Source organism: Streptomyces sp. NBC_00820 (assembly GCF_036347055.1).
Lineage (GTDB): Bacteria > Actinomycetota > Actinomycetes > Streptomycetales > Streptomycetaceae > Streptomyces.
The window spans coordinates 5,263,886-5,281,580 of sequence record NZ_CP108882.1 but is presented as its reverse complement, the minus strand read 5'-3'; the positions used below and the strand labels follow the sequence as shown (position 1 = coordinate 5,281,580).

General features: G+C 69.6%; 18 protein-coding genes and 1 pseudogene. 8 read left to right on the top strand and 11 right to left on the bottom strand.

Features of this window, described 5'->3' with window-relative positions; all coding sequences use genetic code 11:
• Positions 1–126: 126 nt before the first annotated feature.
• Together OIB37_RS24025 and OIB37_RS24020 are read left to right on the top strand one after the other, a co-directional pair.
• Positions 127–1,284 carry an Mrp/NBP35 family ATP-binding protein gene (locus OIB37_RS24025; protein ID WP_330459672.1) on the top strand — a complete coding sequence of 386 codons (1,158 nt, stop codon included), beginning with the start codon at positions 127–129 and terminating at the stop codon, positions 1,282–1,284.
• Between the two features lie 239 nt (positions 1,285–1,523).
• Positions 1,524–1,913, top strand: coding sequence for a hypothetical protein (locus OIB37_RS24020; RefSeq protein ID WP_330459671.1), 390 nt, complete (start codon positions 1,524–1,526; stop codon positions 1,911–1,913).
• Between the two features lie 392 nt (positions 1,914–2,305).
• Here the strand turns inward: OIB37_RS24020 and OIB37_RS24015 are convergent, their stop codons facing one another.
• The 3 genes and pseudogenes from OIB37_RS24015 to OIB37_RS24005 all read right to left on the bottom strand — a co-directional run bounded on the left by OIB37_RS24015 (position 2,306) and on the right by OIB37_RS24005 (position 5,330).
• On the bottom strand, positions 2,306–2,632 hold the full coding sequence (locus OIB37_RS24015; protein WP_330459670.1) for a hypothetical protein: 327 nt from the start codon (positions 2,630–2,632) through the stop codon (positions 2,306–2,308).
• 34 nt (positions 2,633–2,666) lie between these two features.
• Positions 2,667–3,899 (bottom strand): annotated as a pseudogene (locus tag OIB37_RS24010) (IS256 family transposase); the annotation flags it as partial.
• 219 nt (positions 3,900–4,118) lie between these two features.
• Positions 4,119–5,330 carry a DNA sulfur modification protein DndB gene (locus OIB37_RS24005; protein ID WP_330459668.1) on the bottom strand — a complete coding sequence of 404 codons (1,212 nt, stop codon included), beginning with the start codon at positions 5,328–5,330 and terminating at the stop codon, positions 4,119–4,121.
• A 282-nt stretch (positions 5,331–5,612) separates the two neighbouring features.
• Between OIB37_RS24005 and OIB37_RS24000 the strand changes: the two genes are divergently transcribed.
• The 3 genes from OIB37_RS24000 to OIB37_RS23990 are packed head-to-tail and all read left to right on the top strand — an operon-like array spanning position 5,613 to position 7,682.
• On the top strand, positions 5,613–6,395 hold the full coding sequence (locus OIB37_RS24000) for a DUF3800 domain-containing protein (protein WP_330459667.1): 783 nt from the start codon (positions 5,613–5,615) through the stop codon (positions 6,393–6,395).
• A gap of 44 nt (positions 6,396–6,439) precedes the next feature.
• Positions 6,440–7,540 carry a tyrosine-type recombinase/integrase gene (locus OIB37_RS23995; RefSeq protein WP_330459666.1) on the top strand — a complete coding sequence of 367 codons (1,101 nt, stop codon included), beginning with the start codon at positions 6,440–6,442 and terminating at the stop codon, positions 7,538–7,540.
• Positions 7,452–7,682, top strand: a complete 231-nt coding sequence (locus OIB37_RS23990) for a tyrosine-type recombinase/integrase (protein WP_330459665.1) — start codon at positions 7,452–7,454, stop codon at positions 7,680–7,682. The genes OIB37_RS23995 and OIB37_RS23990 overlap by 89 nt, the downstream gene beginning before the upstream one ends.
• A gap of 203 nt (positions 7,683–7,885) precedes the next feature.
• On the opposite strand, the gene OIB37_RS23985 is transcribed toward OIB37_RS23990, so the two are convergent.
• The 5 genes from OIB37_RS23985 to sigE form a co-directional block, all read right to left on the bottom strand.
• On the bottom strand, positions 7,886–8,557 hold the full coding sequence (locus tag OIB37_RS23985) for a hypothetical protein (protein WP_330459664.1): 672 nt from the start codon (positions 8,555–8,557) through the stop codon (positions 7,886–7,888).
• Positions 8,558–8,885: 328 nt separating this feature from the next.
• Positions 8,886–9,329 (bottom strand): sec-independent translocase, encoded by a 444-nt coding sequence (locus OIB37_RS23980; RefSeq protein WP_330459663.1) that lies wholly within the window; start codon positions 9,327–9,329, stop codon positions 8,886–8,888.
• An 85-nt stretch (positions 9,330–9,414) separates the two neighbouring features.
• Complete coding sequence (locus tag OIB37_RS23975) at positions 9,415–11,313, bottom strand: S1C family serine protease (protein ID WP_330459662.1); 1,899 nt, start codon at positions 11,311–11,313, stop codon at positions 9,415–9,417.
• Between the two features lie 134 nt (positions 11,314–11,447).
• Complete coding sequence (locus OIB37_RS23970) at positions 11,448–12,428, bottom strand: anti-sigma factor family protein (RefSeq protein ID WP_330459661.1); 981 nt, start codon at positions 12,426–12,428, stop codon at positions 11,448–11,450.
• Positions 12,425–13,141 (bottom strand): RNA polymerase sigma factor SigE, encoded by a 717-nt coding sequence (gene sigE / locus OIB37_RS23965; protein WP_330459660.1) that lies wholly within the window; start codon positions 13,139–13,141, stop codon positions 12,425–12,427. The genes OIB37_RS23970 and sigE overlap by 4 nt, the downstream gene beginning before the upstream one ends.
• 249 nt (positions 13,142–13,390) lie before the next feature.
• On the opposite strand from sigE, the gene OIB37_RS23960 reads away from it, so the two are divergent.
• Complete coding sequence (locus tag OIB37_RS23960) at positions 13,391–14,074, top strand: O-methyltransferase (protein ID WP_330459659.1); 684 nt, start codon at positions 13,391–13,393, stop codon at positions 14,072–14,074.
• Between the two features lie 120 nt (positions 14,075–14,194).
• On the opposite strand, the gene OIB37_RS23955 is transcribed toward OIB37_RS23960, so the two are convergent.
• Positions 14,195–14,362: a DUF3117 domain-containing protein gene (locus OIB37_RS23955; RefSeq protein WP_009997451.1), complete on the bottom strand. Its 168-nt coding sequence runs from the start codon at positions 14,360–14,362 to the stop codon at positions 14,195–14,197.
• A 373-nt stretch (positions 14,363–14,735) separates the two neighbouring features.
• Between OIB37_RS23955 and OIB37_RS23950 the strand changes: the two genes are divergently transcribed.
• On the top strand, positions 14,736–15,539 hold the full coding sequence (locus OIB37_RS23950; RefSeq protein WP_330459658.1) for an enoyl-CoA hydratase/isomerase family protein: 804 nt from the start codon (positions 14,736–14,738) through the stop codon (positions 15,537–15,539).
• A 140-nt stretch (positions 15,540–15,679) separates the two neighbouring features.
• Here the strand turns inward: OIB37_RS23950 and OIB37_RS23945 are convergent, their stop codons facing one another.
• Both OIB37_RS23945 and OIB37_RS23940 read right to left on the bottom strand, forming a co-directional pair.
• Positions 15,680–16,276: a DNA-3-methyladenine glycosylase I gene (locus OIB37_RS23945; protein ID WP_330459657.1), complete on the bottom strand. Its 597-nt coding sequence runs from the start codon at positions 16,274–16,276 to the stop codon at positions 15,680–15,682.
• Positions 16,273–16,623, bottom strand: coding sequence for a DivIVA domain-containing protein (locus OIB37_RS23940; RefSeq protein WP_330459656.1), 351 nt, complete (start codon positions 16,621–16,623; stop codon positions 16,273–16,275). The genes OIB37_RS23945 and OIB37_RS23940 overlap by 4 nt, the downstream gene beginning before the upstream one ends.
• A gap of 140 nt (positions 16,624–16,763) precedes the next feature.
• Between OIB37_RS23940 and folP the strand changes: the two genes are divergently transcribed.
• A complete protein-coding gene (gene folP / locus OIB37_RS23935) occupies positions 16,764–17,624 on the top strand; it encodes a dihydropteroate synthase (protein ID WP_330459655.1) in 861 nt (286 codons plus the stop codon).
• Positions 17,625–17,695 lie beyond the last annotated feature (71 nt).

The window sequence follows — 17,695 nt, the reverse complement described above, 5'->3', positions numbered from 1 at the left end:
TCCTTGTGACTCCGCCTCTCCCGGAGGGAGCGGCTTCTCATTTGAACGCGTCCGCGCCCTCACGACGGACAAGCCCTGCCCGGCGCCTTATGGCTCGAGCAGGAGACTAGCTGCGAAGGAAGACCGATGGCTGCCGATAGGCCGGATTCCACCCCGACGAGTGACGCCGTGCACGCAGCGCTCGCGACGGTGAACGACCCCGAGATCAACCGCCCCATCACCGAACTCGGCATGGTCAAATCGGTGGAGATCGGAGCGGACGGAGCGGTCGCGGTCACCGTCTACCTGACGGTCTCCGGCTGCCCGATGCGCGAGACGATCACCCAGCGTGTGACCGATGCGGTGTCCCGGGTCGAAGGCGTCACCCGTGTCGGCGTCACGCTGGACGTGATGAGCGACGAGCAGCGCAAGGAGCTGGCCAACGCGCTGCGCGGCGGCCAGGCGGAGCGCGAGGTCCCCTTCGCCAAGCCGGGCAGCCTCACCCGCGTCTACGCGGTCGCCTCCGGCAAGGGCGGCGTCGGCAAGTCCTCGGTGACGGTGAACCTGGCGGCCGCGATGGCCGCCGACGGTCTGAAGGTCGGTGTCGTGGACGCCGACATCTACGGCCACAGCGTGCCGCGCATGCTGGCCGTGGACGGCCGCCCGACCCAGGTCGAGAACATGATCATGCCGCCGCAGTCGAACGGCGTGAAGGTCATCTCCATCGGCATGTTCACCCCGGGCAACGCCCCGGTCGTCTGGCGCGGCCCGATGCTCCACCGCGCCCTCCAGCAGTTCCTGGCGGACGTGTACTGGGGCGACCTGGACGTCCTGCTCCTGGACCTGCCGCCCGGCACCGGTGACATCGCCATCTCGGTCGCGCAGCTGGTCCCGAACGCCGAGATCCTGGTCGTCACGACGCCGCAGCAGGCCGCGGCCGAGGTCGCCGAGCGCGCCGGCTCGATCGCGGTACAGACCCACCAGAAGATCGTCGGCGTGGTCGAGAACATGTCCGGCCTGCCGTGCCCGCACTGCGGCGACATGGTCGACGTCTTCGGCACGGGCGGCGGCCAGATGGTCGCCGAGGGCCTGACCCGCACCACGGGCACGACGGTTCCGGTCCTCGGCAGCATCCCCATCGACGTCCGCCTCCGCGAGGGCGGCGACGAGGGCAAGCCGATCGTCCTCACCGACCCGGACTCCCCGGCCGGCTCCGCCCTGCGTGCCATCGCGGGCAAGCTGGGCGGCCGGCAGCGCGGCCTGTCGGGCCTGTCACTGGGTCTCACCCCGAAGAACAAGTTCTGAAGTCGCCCCCCTGCGATCTGCGGCTCCGTCACCGGTCAACTCTCTGACCAGCGGCGGAGCCGTCGACGTTTGTCATCGCCGGTCATCGCCGAGCACCGCCGGACGGCCCGGAGACGGCCCGGACCGGACCGCTTCGCCAAAGGCACCGGCAGTCAAGAGGGACGTATACGCCATAGCGGCGATTCTGTCTGATTCGCGCTGCTGCTTGACCTGCGCATATGCCATTACGCTGCGCTCTCATGGGGAAAGCCATGCGCCTGTACTGGGGATATATCGCGGTTGGGGCACTCGTCGTCGCGTGGACCCAGCGATGGGCCCTCCCGATCACCGCCGCTTTGTCCGTTGCGGTCTTCGCCTACGCTTCTTTCCAGGTGCCGGTCTGGTGTGGAGCGGTCAATCGGGACGGTCGGACCTACTGCCGGAACAACGCTTATGGCGTACTGATGGGGTGCCGAAACCGCCAACATCGTTGGCAGAAGCTCAAGATGATCGTGCTGCGGAGCAAGGTCGGGGACGTGAGTCGTGCCGTTTTCCCGACCCCGAAGGAGAAGTTCAACGCCTTCTTGGCCGTAGCCGGCCTACTCTCTGCGATCGCAGCAGTGATCGTCCCCGTCTTCACTGGTAACTGATCGCCCGCCCGCCTCGGGCTGCGGCATACGGTCTTGAAAACCGTCGTGGCAGCGATGTCACCGTGGGTTCAAATCCCACCACCTCCGCTTGATGAGCAGTGAGAATGGCCCCTGACCTGGGCATCTGGTCGGGGGCCGTTCTCGTGCTCGATCACCGTGCCTGCCCGGTGTTCCCCGCAGGTTCCCGCGGCATCGGGCACGGATGGGGCACGGGCACCTTCTGATCCGTAGCTCTATGTGGATCGGTCGCGAACGGTCATACCGGTCGAGCTACGGTCTTGCGGGGCCGGTGCTGGGTGAGGCCGGTTGCTGCGGTTGCTGTACTTCACTGCTGTACCGCAGAGCTGGGTTCGCTGCGGAGCAATAGTCAAGACTTGTGGATCGGCAGTTGCTCAGCTTCGAGTTGATCGGAGCCTGGTGAGTTCTCCGACCGCCGAGAGCTCGTTGCTGAGAGGCTCGGCGGCGGCCGGCGAGGTGATGAGCAGGAGTACCGACACGTCGGGGTGCTCGTCGTCGTAGAGATCGTCTTCCTCGTCGTCTCCGGGAATGGCGTTCGGCTGGATCTGGAGGCGGGTCGTGTCGGCGAGGGTGGCCAGGAAGTAGACGCCGAGGTAGTCGCTCTCGCGTTCGGTGAAGGTCACGTCGAGTCGGTCGGCGAGCAGGCTGGCCAACTCCTTGGCTGTGTAGGAGTTCGTGCCGTAGGTGTCGGAGACGGTCATCTGGGCATTCTCCTCAGGCCGCGTGGCTTTCGGTGCGTTCGACCAGCAGACCGTTCTCGAACCGGGCCCCGGCCCGGACGAGTGGGACCAGGTGGGCTCCGGTGATCGCCCGCCAGCGGGCCTGGGCGGATTCGACGAGCTTGAACACCATGGCCAGGGCCGCGGCCGGGCTGCCGGCGCCTCGGGTGACCTTGGTCCGGAGCTTGACGGTGGAGAAGGTCGACTCGATGGGATTCGTGGTCCGCAGGTGGACCCAGTGCTCGGCCGGGAAGTCGTAGAACGCGAGCAGTTCGTCCCGGTCGTCGGTGATCTTCGCGACGGCCTTGGGCCACTTCGTGCCGTAAGTGCGGGAGAACGCCTCGATCGCCTTCTCGGCGTGGGCCCTGTCCTCTGCGTTGTAGATCTCCTGCATTGCCTTCGTTGCGCCCGGCTGTGCGGACTTCGGAAGACAGTTCGTCACGTTACGGGCTTTATGGACCCAGCAGCGCTGGTGCCGAGCCGTCGGGAACACCTCGATCAGGGCTTTCCACAGGCCCATCGCGCCGTCGCCGATGACGAGTTCGGGGTCGCGCATTCCGCGGCGGCGGCAGTCGCGCAGCAGGTCGGCCCACGACTCGGTGGACTCCCGCAGTCCCTCGGCCAGCGCGATCAGCTCCTTGGTGCCGTCCAGGCGGACGCCGAGGATGACCAGCACGCACGAGTGCGCCTGGCCGAGCCGCACCTTCGGGTGGACCCCGTCGGCCCATACGTAGACGAAATCACGGTCGGACAGGTCCCGGTCCTGGAAGGCGGCGTGGTCGTCGCTCCACTGCTTCGTCAGCCGGGTCACCGTCGCGGCCGACAGTCCGGCCGTGCCGCCGAGGAACTGCTCCAGCGCGGGCACGAAGTCTCCGGACGACAGTCCGTGCAGGTAGAGCAGCGGCAGCACCTCCGAGATCTTCGGTGACTTGCGGCACCACGGCGCAAGGATCTTGGAGGAGAACCGCTTGCGCTCGCCGGTGGCCTCGTCGACGCGGCGGTCGTTGACGCGCGGCGCGGTGACCTCGACCGGCCCGGCCGCGGTGACGACTGTCCTGGGCCGGTGGTGGCCGTTGCGTACGACCAGGCGCCGTCCGCGCTCGTCGGTCTCGGCAGCCAACTCGGCTATGTACTGGTTGACTTCCGCCTCCAGCGCGGCGGCCAGCATCCGGCGGGCGCCCTCGCGGACGATCTCGTCGATCAGGGAGCCGGACGCGATACTGCCGTCCGCGTTCACTACGCTCAGCACGGGCGTGCCTTCCCGACCCGCGCTGCGAACGCGGGCCTACTCGGAGACCTTCAAGGGATCATCGGGAAGGTACGCCCTCCGCGTTCCTCCCGGCACCGATCCACAGGTTCCGAGCATTGCTCTTCGCTGCGCATGCTGCCCTCCTAAGCCGTATGCACATCGGTCGCCGTTCCGCGGATGTCAAGGAACGGCGACCGATCAGTGTCGGAACGGCATCGATCAGACGCTGGCCGTCTCATCTGCAGACGTCTGAGCGGGGACGGTGCCGCTGCCATGGAGAACCGTGGCGATCTCTGCGAAGAGCAGGGCGCCCGCGGCCTCCCAGGCCGTTCGACCAGCCACGAGCTTGCCCGTTTCGGGGTCGATCAGGTTGCCGGCGAAGATCGTGTCTTCGATCTTAATGTCGGCCGTCTTGGTGGTGCGGTCGAAGTCCACCCCATCCAAGGCGCGGACCGCATCCGCGACGCTGGTCTTGCCGTCGAGGGTGATCGCGTGGACCGCAAAAGCGATGGCGTACAGAACGCCGGCAGAGGTGAGGTAGGTAGCCTCACGCAGCTCAGGAACGGTGACGTTGCCGTCCACGACGTCAGCGAAGCGAACCAGCTCTCCCAGCCCAGTCCAGAACTCCTTCAGGGTGGAGCGAGCCTTCTCAGGATCACTCTTTTCGCCCTCGAAGCGGCCGTTGACAGCCTTGTCCATGGTGGCCGGCGAGCGGTAGCCATTGCCGACCAGAAGCAGCCCAGAGACGTAACGGACGGTCTTGAAGCTGAACGCCTTCGCCGAGAGCTTGCCCGGGTTGTCCTTGAAGTACTCGACCTTGTCCTGGAGGAGCGGGACGTCGTCGAAGAGGTCGGAGAGCTCGCGGTTGATGGGTTGACGGCGATCCATGGACTGACCCATAGAGGCCGTCGGGGCCTTGACGTTGCGCTGAAGATCGGCGAAGTCCTGCGCGCGGTGCTTGGGGTCGTCCTCGATAACGATGATCAGAGGCTGGCCGGCGGTGCGCAAGCGCTCAATGAGCGGATCGTCTTCGTCGCGACTCTGGACGATCTTCTCGTAAGCGCCGATGCGGTGCTGTCCGTCACCGATGTCGAACTTTGCCCCAATGTCGATGGCGAGGGTGCCCACCTGCGCGGCATCGATTTCCGTCGTGACGCCGGGAACGGGGATGGGCTTGAACTCAGCCTCCTTCGACGTGAGGTACAGCACCGCGGCGCCGAGGACGAACTTCTCCTCGGTCTCCAAGTAGCTGACGATGCCGGCCATGTGGTTGTTGTCGCGCGGCCGATTGCCATGGGCGGTGGTCTTGACCGGATCCCACGCCTCCGGCTTGGCCACCATCGACACGAGGTCGACGGCAGACATGGCGGTGGTCATCATCTGTCGACCGCCCTGCTTGTAGCCGATGACAGGAATGTGGATCTTAGGCATCCCGCTCCCCCTCCGCGCGTTGACGCAGGCCTACAGCAGACCAAGTGAGCGCCAGTCGCGGAAGAGGACACTACTACGCAAGAACCTCACCTGACTACCAGTTAAATCCTGCGTCTAGAGCTGGAGTTCTTGCGTAGCGGACCGGTGGCGGCGGGTGGCGCAAGGTGGCGATGAGCGTCTAATCCCAGGTCAACACGCTTCGCCGGAAGGGGTACAACGTCGGATCGCAACTGACCGTAGATCAATTCAGATTGAGTGACAGGATGGTCTTCGTTCGGGTGAGTGCTGCATGATGTTGTGGTGCTAATGGCCTATATCGATGAGTCTGGCAACACTGGTGCCGTGGAGCAGGGCGGCACCCTTACGTACACCCTCGGGTGTGTCCTGATCGAAGATCACAACTGGGCCACCTCGTTCGATGAGGCCGTTGCCTTCCGCCGGCGCCTCCGAGATAAGTTCGGGGTGCTCATGCGCTCCGAACTCAAGGCGAACTTCCTACTGCGCAACAGCGGGAGCATCCGACACCTCGGCATCGGGCCGCGCGGCCGACAGATCATCTACCGCGCCCACATGCGGGCCTTGGTGGACCTGAAAGCCAAGGCATTTGCCATCATCATCGACAAGCGGGCGGTTGGACTCAGCGATGGTGCATGCTTTGAGCTGGCTTGGACCACGCTCATGCAACGCTTGGAGCGGGCCAGTCACGCCGCAAAGACTCCAATCATGATCTTTCATGACGAAGGCGAAGACGACCACGTTCGGCGCCTCGTACGAAAGTCTCGGCGGCACATGACTGCTGGCAGCGCCTATGGCACTGGATCAATCAACGTTCCGGCGTGGATGCTGCTCGATGACCCGGTTCCTCGACGCTCGGATCATTCCTATTTCATCCAGTTTGCCGACCTCGCCGCCCACGCGGCGTTCAGAGCTTACGTGCCACCTTCGCGCGCGGTCTCTTCCGTTTGCCCGGCAGACATGTGGCTTGAGCTCGGTGATGCCATGAGACGCGAGACCAACAGGATGTCTGGCGGGCCTGCACCGAGGATCGTAGTGCGAAAAAGTTAAGGCCCCCTGGATACACCAGGGGGCGGAAAGTGCCTAGCCGAAGCATGAGCTACGGGTCAGCGCTTACATCCACCGTACGGCAAAAGTACCCAAGAGGGGAACCACAGCGGCAAGTAGAGGAATGTGAAGGTCCTTTCGGCTTAGCAGCGTGGCTAACCACCTCCCCATACCCACCGCTCACCCCAGCTCCCATCCCGTACGCCGTCGACCCACACACCGTGGAGCGGGCGTGGTTCATGGCGTCCAGGTGGAGCGCGCCACTGTACGAACGACCTGGACGCCATGGGCCGCGTCTGCTCGGCTCTGCCTGGGTCGATGGTGTACGGGATGGGAGCACCCCGCGCACGCCACTACGGACCCGCGGGCGGCAACGGCGCCCCCTCCCGCACATCGGCGGACGGCCCATGGCGTCGTTCACGCCGTCACATGTGCGGTCCTGGCTCCGGACTCTGGAAGGGAACGGTCTGGCCTCCGCTTATCGCCGTGCCATCTTCGCTCATGTCTCGACCGTGTTCACCGCCGCTGTGGAGGACCGGATCATCCACGAGAACCCCTGCCGGTCGCGCTCGGTGAAGGCCCCGCGGCTTGATCCCAGAAAGGTCGTGCCCTGGTCGTTCGAGCAAGTGTGTGCCGTGCGGGGCGCGCTCGATGCCCGCTACCGGGTCCTTGTGGACCTCGCGGCCGGTTGTGGGCTTCGTCAGGGGGAAGCCTTCGGGCTCGGTGCAGATGACGTCGATTTCCGGAGCGGCACTCTGCACGTCGTGCGACAGGTGAAGCTCTTGCATGGACGTCGGGTCTTCGCCCTACCTAAGGGCGGCAAGGTGAGGGACGTGCCGCTGCCGGATTCCGTGGCTGCCTCGTTGGCGGCACACCTGACTCAGCAACCCTCCTGCGGAGGTCGAGCTGCCTTGGCGGACGCTGGACGGCTCGGCTGTCTCTGTGCCGGTGATCTGTCGGTCTCCAGGGGGGATGGCAATCGACCGAAACCCGTTCAACAAGCAGTTTTGGCGACCGGCGCTTCTAGCCGGCGGAATCACTCCTGGGCCGGGCAACGGCATGCATGCGCTGAGGCACTTCTACGCATCGGTGCTGCTCGACGCCGGGGAGAGCATCAAGGCTCTCAGCGAGTACCTCGGTCACGCTGATCCGGCCTTCACGCTGCGCACGTACACGCACCTCATGCCCAGCAGTGACAGCCGAACGAGGTCCGCTGTGGATGCTCTCTTCGGGGGGTCTTCCCGCTCTGACGGCCCGAGCACGGCCCCGGATACCGGGAAAGAGGCTTGACCTGGTATTTTACCGGAAGAACAAGTTCTGAGCACTGCTCACAGCGAAGGGGCGCCACATCGTGGGCGCCCCTTCGCCGTTGGGCCCTGCGCTCGTCGGCGGGCCCAACGCGCGTAGTCGGATCCTGCGCTCGTCGACGGGTCCGCCGCCGAAGCGGCGGGCCGGGGATTCCCCCGGCCGGCCGTCGTGAAGGACCTCGCCGGCTAGGCGTACGCGGCGAGGTCCTTCACGACGGCGAACCCGAGCCCGTACGCGCTCATGCCCCGGCCGTAGGCCCCGACATGCACCCCGGCCTCGGTGGCGCCGGCCAGCACCCAGCCGAACTCCGACTCCCGGTAGTAGAACGACGTGGCCACCCCGTCCACCGGCAGGGAGAGCCTGGACCACTCCGGTCCCTCGAGGTCGTCGGCCAGGGCCCAGGCGGTCTCCGTCTGCTGGTCCAGCCAGTCGTCCCGCAGGCTGTGGTCCATCTGCCCCGGCCAGGTGAACGACAGCAGCCCCACACCGGCCAGCCAGGCCGCCGAGGACACCGATGTCGCCTCCAGCAGCCCCGTGCCGTCGGCGCTGCGCCGGGACGGGTTCGCGGGCACGGTCACCACGACCGCGAACTTCTCCCTCGGCTCGTCCGTGGACGCGGCCACATGCTCGTTACGGACGGAGGGCTCGTCCCCGTGCCCCATCGATCCGTGTTCAACCGCGCCATCAGCCGCCATGCCGACCTGCATCAGCCAACGCGGCCCCGTGAACGCCTCGTCGAGGCCGTACCACGGGAAGGGCGCCTGCAGGTAGCCGTCGACCGTGCGCCGTGCGACGGGGAACTGCTGTCCGCCCGACGCGGCCGGCGCGTTCGCGCCCACCCGACTCGTCGTCTCCATCTGCCCGGACGCCTCCTCGCTCTCGTCGGACCGGGGCTGCCCGCCCCCCTCGGGCGTACTCCGCCGGTCCGCACAACAACTCGGCAGCATATCCACACTGCTGAGAGCAGCAGGGAAACCGATCGGCGCGTGGGTCGTCCGGACGGCCCGTCAGAGGCTCGTACGGCAGGTGCGGGCTATGAAACGCGTCACGTACGAGGTGTTCCCCGCGTGTCCCGGCGAGTCCGGGTGAGTCTCCGCGTGTTTCCGAGTGCCCGGGTGTGTCCCGGTGTGTCGCGGTGTTTCGGGACCGGCCGGGGCCCGCGCGGTCGGCCGCGCGGTCGGAGCGTCAGGTGGCGTCGGCGTCGAAGAGCGGGCGGTCGTCCTTGGCGGGCACTTCGGGCCGCTTGGTCATGTCGACACGGCCGACGGCCGAAGAGGCGGCGGAGGAGTCGGAGGAATCAGCGCCGGCGCGGCCGTTGACCGCGTCGGTGACCTCGGCGATCTCCTTCTTCAGGTCGAAGCCGTTGCGGATCTCGCCGAGCCCCAGCGCGTCGCCGTCGAGCTGCTTGCGCAGGTAGGTCTTGGGGTTGAGGTCCTCGAACTCGAAGTCCTTGAACTCGGGACCCAGCTCGTCGCGGATGTCCTGCTTGGCGCTCTCCGAGAACTCGCGGATCTTCCGGATCGTGCGCGTGACGTCCTGGATGACCTTCGGGAGCTTGTCCGGACCGAAGACGAGCACGGCGAGGACGATGAGCGTCACCAGCTCGAGCGGCCCTATGTCATTGAACACCTGAAAGCTCCTTGCGATGTCCTCGGTCGGTCAACGGTACCCGGCGTACCTGTCCGACCGGTACCGTCCCGAGGTGAGACTTCTGTCAGTTCTGCTCCGACGCTCCCAGCGCGAGCGGGACGTCACGTTCGACACCGCCGTGTTCGACGGTCAGCCGCAGCCGGTCGCCGGGCCGGTGGGCGCGGATCTTGATGATCAGTTCCTCGCCCGAGTGGACGTGCTCGCCGTCGACCTCGGTGATGACGTCGCCCGCCGCGAGTCCGGCACGGGCACCGGGGCCGCCCCGGGCGACGGCGGGGCCGCCGTTGCCGCCCTTGGTGCCGATGCGGGCGCCGTCGCCGGTGTAGCCCATGTCGAGGGTCACGCCGATCACGGGGTGGGTCGCGCGCCCCTCGTTGATCAGTTCCTCGGCGACGCGCCTGGCCTGGTTGACCGGGATGGCGAAGCCGAGGCCGATGGAGCCGGCCTGGCCCTCGCCGGAGTCCGAGCCGCCGTCGGCCGAGCGTATGGCCGAGTTGATGCCGATGACCCGGCCACGCGTGTCGAGGAGCGGGCCGCCTGAGTTGCCCGGGTTGATGGGGGCGTCGGTCTGCAGCGCGTCGACATAGCTGACATCGCTGCCGTCGCCCTTCTCGCCGCCGGCCGTGATGGGCCGTTCCTTGGCGCTGATGATGCCGGAGGTGACGGTGTTGGCCAGGTCGAAGGGGGCGCCGATGGCGACCACGGGGTCGCCGACCCGCACGTCGTCGGAGTTGCCGAGCGGCATGGGGGTGAGCCCGCTGACGCCGCTGACCTGGACGACGGCGAGGTCGTACCCGCTGTCCCGGCCGACGACCTTCGCCTTGGCGGTGTCGCCGCTGCTGAACGTCACGGATATCTCGCCGCCGGACGAGGCGGGCGCGACGACGTGGTTGTTGGTGAGGATGTGCCCGCGCGTGTCGAGGACGAAGCCGGTGCCGGTGCCCGCCTCGTCCTTCCCGCTGACGTGCAGCGTGACGACGCTGGGCAGGGCCCGCGCGGCGATCCCGGCCACGCTGTCGGGTGCCCGCCCGGCGGGCACCCCCGCGGCCTGCGGCAGGTGGATGTCCCCGACGCCCTCGCGCTCCAGCCAGGCGCCGGCGACACCGCCGATGCCGCCCGCGACGAGGGCGATCGCCAGGGAGCCGCCGAGCAGGAGCCGCCACGCCCGGCGCTTGCGCTGCCGGTCGGTGAGCACGGCGGCACCGGTCTGCTGCAACGGCGCCTGGGCACCGGCCTGCTGCGCGGCGGAGGTACCGGCCCAGGGGTCGTACCGCTGCCGCCAGGGCTCGTCGGACGGGGGCGGGGACGGGGACGGGGGCAGAGGCGCCATCGGCGGGGCGGAGGGAGCGGGGTCCGGGGCGTGCGCCTGCGGGGCGGAGGGAGCGGGAGCGGGAGCCGGGGCGTGCGCGTGCGGCTGGGCCGGTTCCGGGGCCGCCGGGGCGGCGGGCATGGGTGCGGGTACGACCGTCCCCCGGGCCGGGGTCGCCGACGGGTGCTGGACCGGCGGTGCGGGCGCCCAGGGGCCCGGTTCGCCGTAGGGCGGGGTGCTGTAGGGGTCGGGGTCGTGCAGGGGCTTGAGCCGCTCGGGGAACTGCTCCGCGGCACCCTCGGACCCGTCCTGGGCCGCCTCGGCCGCCTCGGGGAAGTCCGCGCCGACCGGTCCCGCACCCACCGGCGCCGGCTTGGCGAGTTCGAAGTCCCCGTCGCCCGGAGCGTCGTGGTCGCCTGCCGGGCCGTTGCCGCCGGACGTGTCGCCGTCGCGTGGCGCGTCGTCGTGACCCGCCGGGCTCACCAGCGCGTCCCTCGTCGGCGCCGACTGCCTCTGCTCGCCGTTCCCGCCCAGCGGGCCTTGCTCCGGGTACTCCGGGTGCTCCCGGCGCTCCTCATGCTCCCGGTGCTCCCGCTGCTCCCCACGTTCCCCCTGCTCCCGTGCCGGGACGTGCGTCGGGTTCCCCTCGTTCATGCTCTCCCCACGGCTGGCCGCGGCCGCGCGCGTGGCGCCGCGGCCGCGGAACGTCGATCCCGTACCCGGTTCAGCGCCACGGGCACGGACACGCAGGATTCAACCAGGTCCGGGAGGCGCGGCGCAGAGGCCGGTCAGGGTGCCCGGCGTGATGCGGTGGCGGAAGGGCCGGAGGCGGAGGCAGAGCCGGGAGGGGGGTACGCCGACGGGCTGGGGGTGGACGTCTGGGGAACCGCGGACCGGGTGGTCAGCGTGAGCGGGGCGACGTCGTCCATCGGTCGTATCAGCGGGGAGACCACGGCCGCACCGGCCATCACCGGCCCGGTCAGGTCGCGCGCGGTGTCCTGGACCGGCCCGGAGATCGGGGTCGGCATGCCGGGCAGCAGCGGCGCAGACATGGAGGTCGGTGCCACCGGCGTCGGGCCGAGCAGGCTGCTGCCCTGCGGGAGCGGACCCGCCGAACGGCGCCGCTGGGCGTCGGGAGCCGCCGTGCCGGTGCCGGTGCCGGAGGAGCGGGTGGGGCTCACGTTGCTGCCGGTGCCGGAGCCGCCGCGGGCCTCCGCGCCGAGGTCGCCGGGGAGGGCGGTGGTCACGCCGCCGAGGGCGACGGCGGCAAGCGACACCGCTCCGGCGGCGGCGAACGCGAAGCGCATTCCGCGCGAGGCGGAGCGGTCGGCTTCGGGGCGGCCGACGGGATGGATGCGGAATCCGCGCTCCCCGGGGGCGACCGCGTGCACGGCGGCGGCCGGTACGTAGCCGAACGCGAAGCGCTCGTCGTGGCTCACGCCGAAGAGTCCGTCCTCGGCGCCGCGCCCGAGGAAGCCTCCCCCGGGCGTGGGCGTGCCGCCGCCGTCGAGGTCACCTCCCCCGGGAAGGCCCTGGAGACGGGCCAGGAAGCTCTCGGAGGGCGGGGGCGGGGCCGCCTCCGCGAACACGTTCTTCAGCCGCCGCTGGGCGTCCGCCTCCGCCTTGCACCGGTTACAGGTGACCAGGTGGGCCAGGACGCGCTCGCGCGACTCATGACCGAGTTCTCCGTCCACCAGGGCGGAGAGCCGGTCTCCCAGGTGCTGCTCTGCGAAGTGCGTCTCCGCAGGGTTCGGCCGAGATCCACTCACGCGGTCGCGCCCCCTCCCCCCAGAGCGGGGACACGGGCCACGAAGGAACGCCGCTCGGCCTGCCGCGCCTGGGGCGAACGGTGGGCGAGGGCCTTGCGGAGCTGGGAGCGGCCACGGTGGATACGGGAGCGGACGGTGCCGAGCTTCACGCCGAGGGTCGCGGCGATCTCCTCGTACGACAGTCCCTCGATGTCGCACAGGACGACGGCGGCGCGGAACTCGGGCGCGAGGGTGTCCAGGGCCTGCTGGACGTCCGCGTCGAAGTGGGCGTCGTTGAAGGCCTGCTGCGGGGTGGGCTCGCGGCTGGGCAGGCGCTCGGCCGCGTCGTCGCCGAGGGCGTCGAAGCGGATGCGCTGCTTGCGCCGGACCATGTCCAGGAAGAGGTTGGTGGTGATGCGGTGCAGCCAGCCCTCGAAGGTGCCCGGCGAATACGTGGACAAGGAGCGGAAGACGCGGACGAACACCTCTTGCGTGAGGTCCTCGGCGTCGTGCTGGTTGCCCGTGAGGCGGTAGGCGAGCCGGTAGACCCGGGCGCTGTGCGTGCTGACGATCTCCTCCCACGAGGGCGGAGTCCATGCCTGCCCGTCCGCGTCGGTGGCGAACGTCGCGGTCGCGGTCGAGGCGCCGGCGGCGAAGCCGGCGGAGTGGCGGTCAGCAGCGGTGTTGGTCACGGATTTCGGCTTGCCCGCCGACCCGAGAAAGCGCCGCAGCACTCCTCCCCGATCCCCGGGCGCAGCCGCACCTCCCCTGTCGGCTCTGGTGGTGTCCAGTGGAGCCCCTACCATAGCCACCTCGCCCGTTAGCTCCGGATAAGCGGTTTTACGAGAATTTGATACAGGCTGATACGGCTCATCCGGCCGCGTCAGCGTGCGCTCGGCGCCCTGATCCACCTCTTGCCCCCCGTCACGTCCCGGCCCACCGGTTCATCTCTCTAAACGCGCGGTCCCATCTGCGGGTTCCCGGTGCCAACGGATACAGTCACGCCGAGGCAATCACGGGGACAGGAGAGGGTCATTACCGGCAACCGGCAGACAAGCTGGGCGTTCGCCGACGCCTTTGTCGCCGAGGACGAGGCACTGCTGTGGGCACGCGACCGGGCCCGCGAGGCGGGGCTGCGCTCGGTGGCGCCCAGCACGGGCGCCGCCCTCCGCCTGCTCGCCGCCTCCGTGGACGCGAAGGCGGTCGCGGAGATCGGCACCGGGTGCGGGGTGTCCGGGATCCACCTGCTGCACGGCATGCGCCCGGACGGGGTGCTGACCACGGTCGACCCGGAGCCGGAGCACCAGCAGTTCGCCCGGCAGGCCCTGCGCGCCAGCGGCTTCGCCAGCAACCGGGCCCGTTTCATCCCGGGCCGCGCCCTGGACGTGCTGCCCCGGCTCGCGGACGCCGGCTACGACCTCGTCTTCTGCGACGGGGACCGGCTGGAGTACTCGGACTATCTCGCCGAATCGTTGCGCCTGCTGCGTCCGGGTGGCCTGGTGGCCTTCGAGGGCGTCTTCGCGAACGGCCGCACGGTCGACTCGGGACCGCAGCCCACCGAGGTGGTGCGGCTGCGGGAGCTGCTGCGCACGGTGCGCGAGAGCGAGGAACTGCTGACGTCGCTGCTGCCGGTGGGCGACGGCCTGCTGTGCGCCGTCAAGCGCTGACGCGTTCGCCCCGGCCGGGACCGCACGGGAACCCGGGGCACGGTCCGGGGCCCGGGAACGCGGCTGCCCCGGCACCGTTGACGATGCCGGGGCAGCCGGAAGGAAAGGATTGCTGGCGCGTCAGCCGACAACCTTCTTGAGGGCGTCGCCGAGCGCCTCGGCCTCATCGGGGGTCAGCTCGACGACGAGTCGACCGCCGCCTTCGAGCGGAACGCGCATGACGATGCCCCGCCCCTCCTTGGTCACCTCGAGCGGGCCATCGCCCGTCCGCGGCTTCATGGCCGCCATGCTCGTACCCCTTCCTGAAACCAGGCTCATCGTCAGCCGACTGCCCCTTGGAGGGCACCCGCGGTCCATGGAAAAGGCACGCGACACCGGCATCGAACACATTGCTTCCAAGCCATTATCCCGCATCCCGGCACCCGATGACCAACATCAGTCGGCATCGCTTGGGCAACGCGCGCGAGCAAAACCACCCAATTCGGGGATGTGACTGCGATACTGCACCGCCACACGGAGGCCTGCCGACCGACTTCGCTCCTGATTTCTTTGACGCAGGTCACACGTCGGGCCCTCGCGCGGGGATCTCCGCCATGCTGTTCCCCGGACAGCGGCGTACCGGACGGTACGTCGCCAGTGTGACGACACCGGAGGGGTTTCCATGGCCGACACCGTGCTCTACGAGGTGAGCGACGGGCTCGCGACGATCACGCTGAACCGCCCCGAGGCGATGAACGCCCTGAACGTCGAGACGAAGGTCGCCCTCCGGGAGGCGGTTCTGTCCGCGGCCTCGGACGAGGCCGTACGGGCGATCCTGCTGACCGCCGCCGGAGACCGCGCGTTCTGCGTGGGGCAGGACCTCAAGGAGCACATCGGGCTGCTCGCCGCCGACCGGGAGACCGGCTCCGGGAACACGATGAGCACGGTCAAGGAGCACTACAACCCCATCGCCACGGCGCTGGCGGGGGCGCCGAAGCCGGTGGTCGCGGCGGTGAACGGGGTCGCGGCCGGGGCGGGCTTCGGTTTCGCTCTCACCGCCGACTACCGGATCGTGGCCGACACGGCGTCCTTCAACACCTCCTTCGCGGGGGTCGCGCTGACCGCCGACTCGGGCATCTCCTGGACGCTGCCGCGCGTGGTCGGCCCGAGCCGCGCCACCGACCTGCTCCTCTTCCCGCGCAGCATCAGCGCCCAGGAGGCGCTGGAGCTGGGCATCGCCAACCGGGTGGTGCCGGCCGCCGAGCTGCGCGCCGAGGCGGAGAAGCTGGCGCGGAAGCTGGCCGAGGGCCCGACGGTGTCGTACGCGGCGATCAAGGAGTCGGTGGCCTACGGCCTGACGCACTCCTTCACCGAGACCCTGGAGAAGGAGGACGAACTCCAGGCTCGCGCGGGGCAGTCCGAGGACCACGCGATCGCGGTGCAGGCGTTCGTGAACAAGGAGAAGCCGAAGTATCTGGGCCGCTAGGCCAGAAGAGGTGCGGGAGGGCGCGGGCGGGCCCGAGGAGGGCCCAGGGCGGGGCAGGACGCGGGTCGGCAGGGGGCGGCGACGGACCTCACCGGCCCCCCGTTGCCGGCGCCCCCTTGCAGGGCCCCGCCACGGCCGCCTCAGGCCCCCGTGTGGCCGTTCCGGCTCACGCAGGTCTCCAGGTGGTCGTTGACCAGTCCGCAGGCCTGCATCAGGGCGTACGCCGTCGTCGGGCCGACGAATCGCAGACCGCTCTTCTTCAGGGCCTTCGACAGGGCCGTGGACTCGGGCGTGACGGCGGGAACGTCGGCGAGCGTCCTGGGGGCGGGACGGGCGGCGGAATCGGGGGCGTGGGACCAGATCAGCGCGTCCAGGTCGCCCTCGGACCAGTCGGCGAGCACGCGCGCGTTGGCGAGGGTCGCGTCGATCTTGGCGCGGTTGCGGATGATGCCCGCGTCCTCCAGGAGGCGCTCGCGGTCCTCCTCGGTGAACGCGGCGACCTTCTCGATCCGGAAGCCGGCGAAGGCGTCGCGGAAGCCCGGCCGACGGCGCAGGATGGTGATCCAGGACAGGCCGGACTGGAAGGCCTCGAGGCTCAGGCGCTCGAAGAGGGCGTCGTCGCCGTGGACGGGACGGCCCCACTCCTCGTCGTGGTAGGCCACGTAGTCCTCGGTGGACAGGGCCCACGGGCAGCGCGGCAGGCCGTCGGGCCCGGCGAGGGCGATCGCGGAGGTCACGGCCGGTCCTCCCGCTCGGGCTTGTCCAGGCGGGTGCGCGTGGTGTCCCGGGCGCCGGCCAGCGCGGACTCGAGATCGGCGATACGGGCGTCGCGCTCGGCCAGTTCGGCGGCGAGGCGGCCGAGCGCGTCGTCGACGTCGGACATGCGGTAGCCGCGCGGGGCGAGCGGGAAGCGCAGTGTCTCCACGTCGGCGCTGTGCACCGGGCGGTCCGCGGGCAGCGGGTCTCGAAGCCGCTGCGGTGCGGCCTCCGGGAGCGGGGCGCTCTCCCCGCCGCCCACCACGGCGAGCGTCACCGCGGCGACCACGACGGCCAGTGCGACGACAAGGAACAAGAACATCACCATCGCGAGAGGTCCCCACGCTCGATGTGCCCGGACCTTGCGCCGGGCGCCCAATGTGTCTGGGTCCGATCGTGCCATGCGAGTCTGACGGTTAGGGTCACAGGCGGCCGTACTGCCGGACGAACGAGGAGAGGTCACAGCGGATGCTCAGGCTGGGCAAGCGGGAATTCGGGCCGCACGAGCCGGTGATCATGGCGATCGTGAACCGGACCCCGGACTCCTTCTACGACCAGGGGGCGACGTTCCGTGACGAGCCCGCCCTCGCGCGCGTGGAGCAGGCGGTGGCCGAGGGTGCCGCGATCATCGACATCGGCGGAGTCAAGGCCGGTCCCGGCGAAGAGGTCACCGCCGAGGAGGAGGCGCGGCGGACGGTCGGGTTCGTCGCGGAGGTACGGCGGCGGTTCCCCGATGTGATCATCAGCGTGGACACCTGGCGGGCCGAGGTCGGCGAGGCCGTGTGCGAGGCGGGCGCCGATCTGCTGAACGACGCCTGGGGCGGGGTCGACCCGGGCCTCGCGGAAGTCGCCGCGCGGTACGGGGTGGGGCTGGTGTGCACCCACGCGGGCGGTGTCGAGCCGCGGACCCGGCCGCACCGGACGGTGTACGGCGACGTCATGACCGACATCCTGGAGGTGACCGTGGGGCTGGCCGAGCGCGCGGTGTCGCTCGGGGTGCCGCGCGAGTCGGTGCTGATCGATCCCGGTCACGACTTCGGGAAGAACACGCGGCACAGTCTCGAGGCGACGCGTCGGCTGGACGAGATGGTCGCCACGGGGTGGCCGGTGCTGGTGTCCCTGTCCAACAAGGACTTCGTGGGCGAGACGTTGGACCGGCCGGTCAAGGAGCGGCTGGTCGGGACGTTGGCGACGACGGCCGTGTCCGCGTGGCTGGGGGCTCAGGTGTACCGGGTCCACGAGGTGGCCGAGACGCGGCAGGTTCTCGACATGGTGGCCGCCATCGCCGGGCACCGGGCCCCCGCGGTCGCCAGGCGCGGCCTGGCCTGAGTGGGCCCGCCAGGGGGCTCCGCCCCCTGGCCCCCCGTTCGCCCACCCGGACCCGGCCGTCTCGGTCGGCC